Here is an 8,032-nt window from a genome sequence, read left to right on the forward strand (position 1 = left end):
TGTGCTCAAGACACATCACCGCACCCGGGAGAACCATGACCGACAGCGACGTCGCGGCCATCACTCAACTGGTCAATCTCTATGGACTGGCGGTTGACAGCCAGCGATGGGAACTGTTCGACCGAATTTTCGCCCCCGACGTCGACGCCGACTACGGTCCGACGTCGCGCTGGACCGATCGCGAACGATTCAAGACCGAGTTCGCCGCGTTTCACGACCCCTTCGATTCCACCCAGCACACCATGTCCACCCATGTCGTCCACGTCGCGGGCGACCGTGCGCACAGCTTCTGCAACGGGGGCTGGCGGTTGATCCGCAAGGCGGCCGGCGACAACCCGCTGTGGGATGGCACCGGCTGGTACGACGACGCCCTGGTGCGTACGCCCGCCGGGTGGCGGATCAGTCACCGCGTTTGCCGCATCACGTGGTGGACAGGCAACCCATTGGTGAACGAAACGATCTCCGGCCTGCGATTCGAGCTCAGCACCACCGTGTTGCGGCGCGAAGCCGATGCCGGTCGCGTCGGCATCCTTTCCGCGGCCCCCTGAGCCTCAGCTAATCGTCCCGCCGCCAAATCTCCCGCGCATTGATGTGTGAGCTCGGGTGTGGATAAAGCCCGGTTTGGTTACTAAGAGGTAGATCGTCCATCACGTTTGGACGGCAAGGCCGGAAGGACACGGTGGACAACCATGGAACTGATATCGCCAACGGACGCGCTGTTCCTCATCGGTGAATCACGCGAACATGCCATGCACGTGGGATCGCTGCAGCTGTTCGAGCCGCCCGCGGATGCGGGGCCCCATTTCGTGCGCGAGTCCTACCAGGCCATGCTCGAGTGCACCGACGTGCAACCGGCCTTTCGTAAGCATCCGGCCTTCTTCGGCGGCGTCACCAATCTCGCCTGGTCCTCCGATAAGGACGTGGAACTTGACTACCACCTTCGCCGCTCTGCTCTGCCCGAACCCGGACGAGTCCGCGATCTGCTCGAGCTGGCTTCGCGGTTGCACGGCAGTCTGCTCGACCGGCACCGGCCGCTGTGGGAGGCGCACCTCGTCGAAGGCATGCAGGACGGGCGCTACGCGGTGTACACGAAGTACCACCATTCCCTCATGGACGGTATGTCGGCGCTGCGGTTGGTGCAGCGCGCCTTCACCTCCGACCCGGACGACGACGAGGTGCGGGTCCCATGGAGCCTGGGGCCGCGCAAACGCAGGGAGCGCAAGCAAACGTCGTTGTTCGAACGGATCGGGCACACCGCCGGTTCGGCGCTCGGACTGGCGCCGTCGACGCTCAAGCTCGCGCGGGCCGCGCTGCTCGAACAACAACTGACCCTGCCATTTCGGGCGCCGCGCTCCATGTTCAACGTCCGGATCGGTGGCGCCCGACGGGTGGCCGCACAGTCCTGGTCCTTGGACCGCATCAACGCGGTCAAATCGGCCGCGGGCGTGACGGTCAACGACGTCATCCTCGCGATGTCATCCGGCGCGCTGCGCCAGTACCTCCTCGAACAGGACGCGCTGCCCGACGCCCCGCTGACCGCGATGGTCCCGGTCAATCTGCGCAAGGACGGCGACGACCGCGCCGGGAACAACGTCGGGACCTTCCTGTGCAACCTGGCGACCAATCTCGACGATCCAGCGAAGCGCCTCGAGATCATCAGCTCGTCGATCCGCGACACCAAAGAGGTGTTCTGGCAGCTGCCGGCGGTTCAGCAACTTGCCCTGTCCGCCTTCAACATCGGGGGACTCTTCTTCGGGCTGATCCCGGGCTACCTCTCGGCGGGCTCGCCGCCGTTCAACATCGTGATCTCCAACGTGTCGACCGGCTGCTCCGACCAGCTGTACTGGCGTGGTGCGCGGCTGGACGGCAACTACCCGCTGTCCATCCCCCTCGACGGGCAGGCGGTCAACATCACGGTGACCAACAACGCCAACAACCTCGACTTCGGACTCGTCGGATGCCGCCGCAGCGTTCCACACCTGCAGCGGCTCCTGGGCCACCTGGACACCTCGCTGAAGGATTTGGAGCGCGCAACCGGCGTCTGAGATGCCCTGACGCCCTTCGGAATCGACACCGATCACCGGTAGATCTCGCACTCGTAGCTGAGTATGTTGTACTATACTCAGCATGGCTGACAGACTCCCGGGCCGACTGGCTGAGCACCCCACCGTCCGAAAGGTGCGGTCTCGCAGGACAAAGCGTCCCGGTGTGCTCGATGCCGACTGGTTGCGGGAAATCTGCCTGACGGCCGGCGTCGACGACGTGGCGTTCGCCAGCGTCGACAACCCCGACCTGGCCTCGGAAGTCGAGCACGTCGAGGCCGCGCTTCCGGGCACCAAGAGCTACATCTCGCTCGTCGTCAAAATGAACCGGGATAACGTCCGCTCGTCGGCGCGCAGCGTCGCCAACCAGGAATTCCACCGCAGCGGGGAACTGCTCAACGAAGCCGCCCACCGCATCGTGCGGCAACTGCAGGAGGCCGGTTATCGGGCGCTGAATCCGTCGGCCACCTTCCCCATGGAGATGGACAAATTCCCGGGGCGCATCTGGGTGGTCGCGCACAAGCCTGTCGCCGTCGCCGCCGGTCTCGGCGTAATGGGCATACACCGCAACGTGATTCATCCGAGGTTCGGCAACTTCATCCTGCTCGGCACCATCCTGGTGGACGCACCGGTCAGCGGCTACGGCGAACCACTCGATTACAGCCCGTGTCTGGAGTGCAAGCTGTGCGTGGCGGCGTGCCCCGTGGGCGCGATCGGTAAGAACGGGGAATTCGACTTCGTCGCGTGCTCGGTGCACAACTACCGCGAGTTCATGGGTGGATTCACTGACTGGGTACAGACCATCGCCGACAGCGCGGATGCCGCCGACTTTCGTTCCCGGGTAAGCGATTCCGAGAATGCCTCGATGTGACAGAGCCTGTCGTTCAAACCCAATTACAAGGCTGCCTATTGCCTGGCCGTCTGCCCTGCGGGAGAGGACGTCATCGAACCGTATCTCGACGACCGCAAAAACTTTATGGACTTGGTGCTAAAACCCTTGCAGGACAAGAAAGAAACCCTGTATGTCCTGCCGAACTCGGCAGCCGAGGCGCATGCCCGGCGCCGGTACCCGCACAAGCAGATCAAGATCGTCGACAGCGGGGTTCGGGGTCGCTAGGACCACGCCGAATCGGCATCGGCGCGTTCCTCTTCCAAACGGTCCTTACTGCGCAGTAGTCGCAGCAGCGTCACAAACAGGAGGCCGCCGATGACGTTGCCGGCCACGGTATAGCTGAACCAGCCGAACCAGTCGACCCAGCCAAACGGCGCTTTCCCGGTGGCGAGGGCGCCGAAGATCAACAGCGAGTCGAGAATTGAGTGGAACAACTGCAGCCCCGCGAGCAAGAATGCCGCAGCGACGGCCGCGGCTATCTTCGCCGGAACCGAGTCGGTGCCATGTTGCATTCGGGTCATCAACGTGATCACCATCCCGCCCAGTACGGCCAGCGACAGGGTCTGCCACGACATCGGTGCGGTAGCAAAGTGAGCGGCGGATTCGATGGTCTGCGCTTGCAACTTGGGGAAGCCCGCCATGATCAGGCACATGATCACCCAGCCGCCGGCGAGGTTGGCGAACATCGTTCCGCCCCACAGTTTGGCCAGTTGAAAAAGGCTCGCGCGCTTCGCCGCGACCGTGACAACTGGGATGATGAACCCTTCGGTGAACAGCTCGCTGCGGCCTAGCAGGAGGGCAAGAAATCCGATCGAGAACGCGAGACCCGCGAGCAGCGGCTGATGGGTAGCGTCCAAAACCGACAGGTAGGCGAGCACGCCGAGCGCAACCTCGGTGCCACCGAAAAAGCCGGTGACCAGTACTCCTCGCCAACTACGGTGCAGGCGCTGGGTGCCCTCGCTCAACATCCTGGTGAAGGCGTCCTCGAGCTCGTCCTCGATCGGGCTGTCCGTTCTACCGAGCTGGCGCCGGATCATTTCGCTCATGGTGGGTTCCTCGCGAGTAAAAGGTAGACGGAACGCTTCTATACCCATTCCGACGGCCTCGATCCCCGATGCGAGCCGTTAGCTGAGCCACAGCGGCCGTGGGCTTTCCTCCGAAAAGCTTGGTGCCGCATACCAGAACGCCTACTGTAAGGTCCACGGTACAAAGAGCGGTGTGCGCCCGGCGGCGGGGAAGGATAAGAGCCTTGCACAGCACCATCGATACCCGCAGTGAACTGCGGCCCGACATTGACCTGACCGACGGCGCCTTCTACGCGGGCGACTCGCGCTCGGTCTACAAGTGGATGCGCGACAACGAGCCGGTGTTTCGGGACCGCAACGGATTGGCGGCCGCGGCGACCTATCAGTCGGTGATCGACGCCGAACGCGCACCCGAGCTGTTCTCCAACGCCGGCGGCATCCGTCCAGATCAAGACGGGCCGCCGATGATGATCACAATGGACGACCCGATCCATCTGTTGCGCCGCAAGCTCGTCAACTCCGGCTTCACCCGTAAGCGGGTGAAAGACAGGCAGCATTCGATCGGCACCCTGTGTGACGCGTTGATCGACGCGGTATGCGAACGGGGCGAATGCGACTTCGTCTGGGACATCGCGGCGCCGCTTCCGATGGCCGTCATCGGCGACATGCTCGGTGTGCTTCCGGAGGAGCGCGGCATGTTCCTGCGTTGGTCCGACGACATGGTGACTCTGCTCAGCAGCACGACCGCCCAAGAGGACTTCCAGGTGTCGCTGGACGCGTTCACCGCCTACACCGAGTACATGATGGGCATGATCGCGGCGCGTAGAACGGAGCCGACCGACGATCTGGTCAGCGTCCTGGTGCACGCCGAGGTCGACGGCGAGAAACTGGCCGACCACGAGATCGTCACCGAAGTGTTGTTGCTGCTGATCGGCGGTGACGAGACGACGCGGCACACACTGTCCGGGGGGACCGCGCAGCTGCTGCGCCACCCTGATCAGCGCGACCGATTGGTTTACGACGTCTCGCTGCTGCCGAACGCCATCGAGGAGATGCTGCGCTGGACCGCTCCGGTCAAGAACATGGCCCGCACGATGACCGCCGACGCCGAGTTCCACGGCGCGCAACTTCAGCAGGGCGAGAAGATCATCCTGCTTTTCGAATCGGCGAACTTCGACGAGGCGGTCTTCGGCGATCCCGACAACTTTCGCATCGACCGATTCCCGAACAATCACTTGGCGTTCGGGTTCGGCACCCACTTCTGCCTGGGCAATCAGCTGGCGCGACTGGAACTGTCGATGATGCAGGAGCGCCTGCTGAAACGGCTCCCCGATATGCGGCTGTCCTCCGATGATCCGTTACCGCTGCGGCCCGCGAATTTCGTCAGCGGTCTGGAGAAGATGCCGGTGGCATTCACGCCTTCGGCTCCGATCGGCGACCGGCGATAGCGGACCAGGCTCGGCGCACACGCGTCGCGAGCCGGTCGTGGCTTCAAAGTTGTGAATTGCCGGCGGAGTCCGCGTCCGCGGCGTAGTCCAAGTACACGCTGGTGCCGTTCGGGCGGGCATGGATGGTGCAGTGGTCGGCCAGGCTGTGCATGAGCAGGATGCCCCGCGAGGCGTGGGGGTCGCTGGGCTTCCTCGACGACGGCGGTTGCCAGCTTCCGCGGTCGCTGACGCACACCCGGATCGACTCCCCGTCGGGGTCGTAGCTGGCCTGAAGTTTCATGCCGCCGGCTTCGCGATGGGCGCGGTAGGCGTGCTCGACACAATTCGCCAACGCTTCATTGACTCCCAGGACCACGTCTTCTCGAGTCTCCGCAGACGTCTGCACCTCGTACTGCAGCCACTGTTGCAGCTCACGGCGCCATTGCGCTGCGGTATCGGAATCGGCGGTCCCGGCAAGAGTCAGCCGCACCGGGGTGGCGGTCTCCGACAGTAGTGAACCCATGTGCAGCCGCATACCCAGTTGTGGTTGGGGCAATAACCTATTCGGCGTATCGCTTCGGCCACAGCTGGATAGCCGTCGAAATTCTCCCCGTCGCCCCGTTATGACCTGTGCGGACGCAGCACGGGTGTCGTCAGCTCGCCCGTATCGAGATAACTCTCGAGATTGCGGATTGCGAGCAGCGCCATGGCCCTGCGGGTGCGGGCGGTCGCGCTCCCGACGTGTGGGAGGAGCACGACATTGTCCAGGTCCAACAATTCGGTGGGCACGTGCGGTTCTTCGGCGAAGACATCCAGACCCGCTCCTGCCAGCCCGCCGCCGGCCAGCAACTCGACCAGCGCGTCCTGGTCGACGACGCTGCCCCTGGCGATGTTGATCAGGTAACCCTCGGGACCCAGCGCTTCTAAGACGGCGCGGTCGACGAGATGGCGGGTCTTGTGGTCGCCCGTGGTAGCGACGACCAGCACGTCAACCGACTCGGCCAGCTCCACCGGCGACTCCGCATAGCGGTATGGCGAACCGTCGACCCGGTGTCGGTTGTGGTAGGCGATGGCGCAGTCGAATCCCAGCAATCTCGTCGCGATGGCGGAACCGATGCGCCCCAGGCCCAAGATCCCGACCTGCAGTCCACTGACGTCCCGGGCGTACGGAAAGGGGCCCTCACGCTCCCACCGGCCCGCCCGCACGTAGCGGTCGGCGGCGCCGAGACGGCGAAGCGTCATCAGAATCAGCCCCAGGGCCGTATCGGCAACCGTGTCCGACAACACATCTGGGGTGTTACTGACGCCGATCCCACGCCGTTTGGCCGCCGCCAGATCGATGGCATCCACGCCCGCACCGTTGTTGACGATCACCTCGAGATTGGGCAGCGCCGCGATGAGATCGGCGTCGATGCCGGGCGAACCCGACGTCAGCACCGCGCGGACGTCGCCGCCGCGCTCGGCCAGGAACGCGGCCCGTTCGGCGCCGCCGGGCAGCTTCGGGATTTCGTAGCGCGCGGCCACTTCTTTCTCGAACGTCGGCTCGAATCTGCCGACCCGCAGCACGCCATCGATCTTCTTCGCCGTCACAGGTTCATCATCGCCTAGCGCGAAGCTGTTGGCAGGCCAGGAAATATCTGGACGACGAACGTCGTTGACCATCCCGGCGGTGCCGGACATTCCCCCGGGTACCACACCAGAACAGTCGCTTCGAGCGACCCCTTGCCGAGAGGTGAGAAGACGGCACCGCCCCTGTCTTGCGGGGAAGCGATTTCGATGCGGCGTGGTTGAACGGTCAATGCGCATTGGAGTTGTCTTCCCACAAACCGAGCTCGGCGGCGACCCCGCTGTCGTGCGCGCGTACGGCCAACGCGTCGAGGAGCTTGGATTCACCCATATCCTGGCCTACGACCATGTCGTGGGCGCCGATCCGAGCGTGCACCAAGGATGGCAGGGCCCCTACGACATCGACACGACGTTCCACGAGCCGTTCGTCATGTTCGGCTTCCTGGCCGCCATCACCTCGCTCGAACTGGTCACCGGCGTCATCATCCTGCCGCAGCGACAGTCGGTGTTGGTGGCCAAGCAGGCCGCCGAGGTCGATCTGCTCACCGGCGGGCGATTCCGGCTCGGCGTCGGGCTGGGCTGGAACGCCGTCGAATACGAGGCGCTCGGTGAGCGGTTCACCAACCGCGGCAAGCGTTCCGAGGAGCAGGTTGAGCTGATGCGCAGGTTGTGGACCGAGAAATCGGTCACGTTCGACGGGAAGTACCACACCGTCACCGCGGCCGGGCTGGCCCCGATGCCCACCCAGCGGCCTATCCCGGTGTGGTTCGGTGCGGCCTCCGACCGCGCCTACGAGCGCGCCGGACGGCTCGGCGACGGCTGGTTCCCGATGATGGACCCCGGGCCTGGCCTCGACTACGCGCGCGAACAGGTGGAGCGTGCGGCGTCCGCCGCCGGCCGCGATGCCAAGGCCCTCGGCATGGAGGGCCGGGTCAATTGGACCGGCGACCCCGACAAGGCCGCCGCCGGAATCGCCGAGTGGAAAGCCGCCGGTGCCACGCATCTGTCCGTTAACACCATGAACGCCGGCCTGGCCGGCGTCGACGCCCACCTCGCGGCCCTAGAGCGGGTGGCCGCCGA

Annotated in this window: 7 protein-coding genes and 1 pseudogene; 5 read left to right on the forward strand and 3 right to left on the reverse strand. The window is 64.7% G+C overall.

Annotated features, from left to right (window positions below; translation table 11 throughout):
• The 3 genes and pseudogenes from JOZ00_RS24535 to JOZ00_RS24545 form a co-directional block, all read left to right on the forward strand.
• Positions 1-548 (forward strand): nuclear transport factor 2 family protein (locus tag JOZ00_RS24535; RefSeq protein WP_293349343.1); only part of this gene is annotated, 548 nt, incomplete at its 5' end.
• A gap of 141 nt (positions 549-689) precedes the next feature.
• A complete protein-coding gene (locus JOZ00_RS24540) occupies positions 690-2,045 on the forward strand; it encodes a wax ester/triacylglycerol synthase family O-acyltransferase (protein WP_293349346.1) in 1,356 nt (451 codons plus the stop codon).
• 82 nt (positions 2,046-2,127) lie between these two features.
• A pseudogene (locus tag JOZ00_RS24545) lies at positions 2,128-3,159 on the forward strand (4Fe-4S binding protein).
• Here the strand turns inward: JOZ00_RS24545 and JOZ00_RS24550 are convergent.
• Positions 3,156-3,980, reverse strand: coding sequence for a formate/nitrite transporter family protein (locus JOZ00_RS24550; RefSeq protein WP_293349349.1), 825 nt, complete (start codon positions 3,978-3,980; stop codon positions 3,156-3,158). The pseudogene JOZ00_RS24545 and the gene JOZ00_RS24550 overlap by 4 nt on opposite strands.
• A 203-nt stretch (positions 3,981-4,183) precedes the next feature.
• On the opposite strand from JOZ00_RS24550, the gene JOZ00_RS24555 reads away from it, so the two are divergent.
• On the forward strand, positions 4,184-5,407 hold the full coding sequence (locus tag JOZ00_RS24555; protein ID WP_293349352.1) for a cytochrome P450: 1,224 nt from the start codon (positions 4,184-4,186) through the stop codon (positions 5,405-5,407).
• A 43-nt stretch (positions 5,408-5,450) separates the two neighbouring features.
• Here the strand turns inward: JOZ00_RS24555 and JOZ00_RS24560 are convergent, their stop codons facing one another.
• A complete protein-coding gene (locus JOZ00_RS24560; RefSeq protein WP_293349360.1) occupies positions 5,451-5,876 on the reverse strand; it encodes an ATP-binding protein in 426 nt (141 codons plus the stop codon).
• A gap of 131 nt (positions 5,877-6,007) precedes the next feature.
• A complete protein-coding gene (locus tag JOZ00_RS24565; protein ID WP_293349354.1) occupies positions 6,008-6,976 on the reverse strand; it encodes a 2-hydroxyacid dehydrogenase in 969 nt (322 codons plus the stop codon).
• Positions 6,977-7,184: 208 nt separating this feature from the next.
• Between JOZ00_RS24565 and JOZ00_RS24570 the strand changes: the two genes are divergently transcribed.
• Positions 7,185-8,032, forward strand: an 848-nt coding sequence (locus tag JOZ00_RS24570) for an LLM class F420-dependent oxidoreductase (protein ID WP_293349357.1), incomplete at its 3' end; no start/stop codon positions are given.

Origin of the sequence: Mycobacterium sp., assembly GCF_019243155.1 — a bacterium.
Taxonomy (GTDB): Bacteria; Actinomycetota; Actinomycetes; order Mycobacteriales; family Mycobacteriaceae; genus Mycobacterium.

Bases quoted from the DNA above. Each gene is read 5' to 3' on its own strand.
- JOZ00_RS24540 (WP_293349346.1), top strand. From the start codon at position 690: ATGGAACTGATATCGCCAACGGACGCGCTGTTCCTCATCGGTGAATCA.
- JOZ00_RS24550 (WP_293349349.1), bottom strand. From the start codon at position 3,980: ATGAGCGAAATGATCCGGCGCCAGCTCGGTAGAACGGACAGCCCGATC.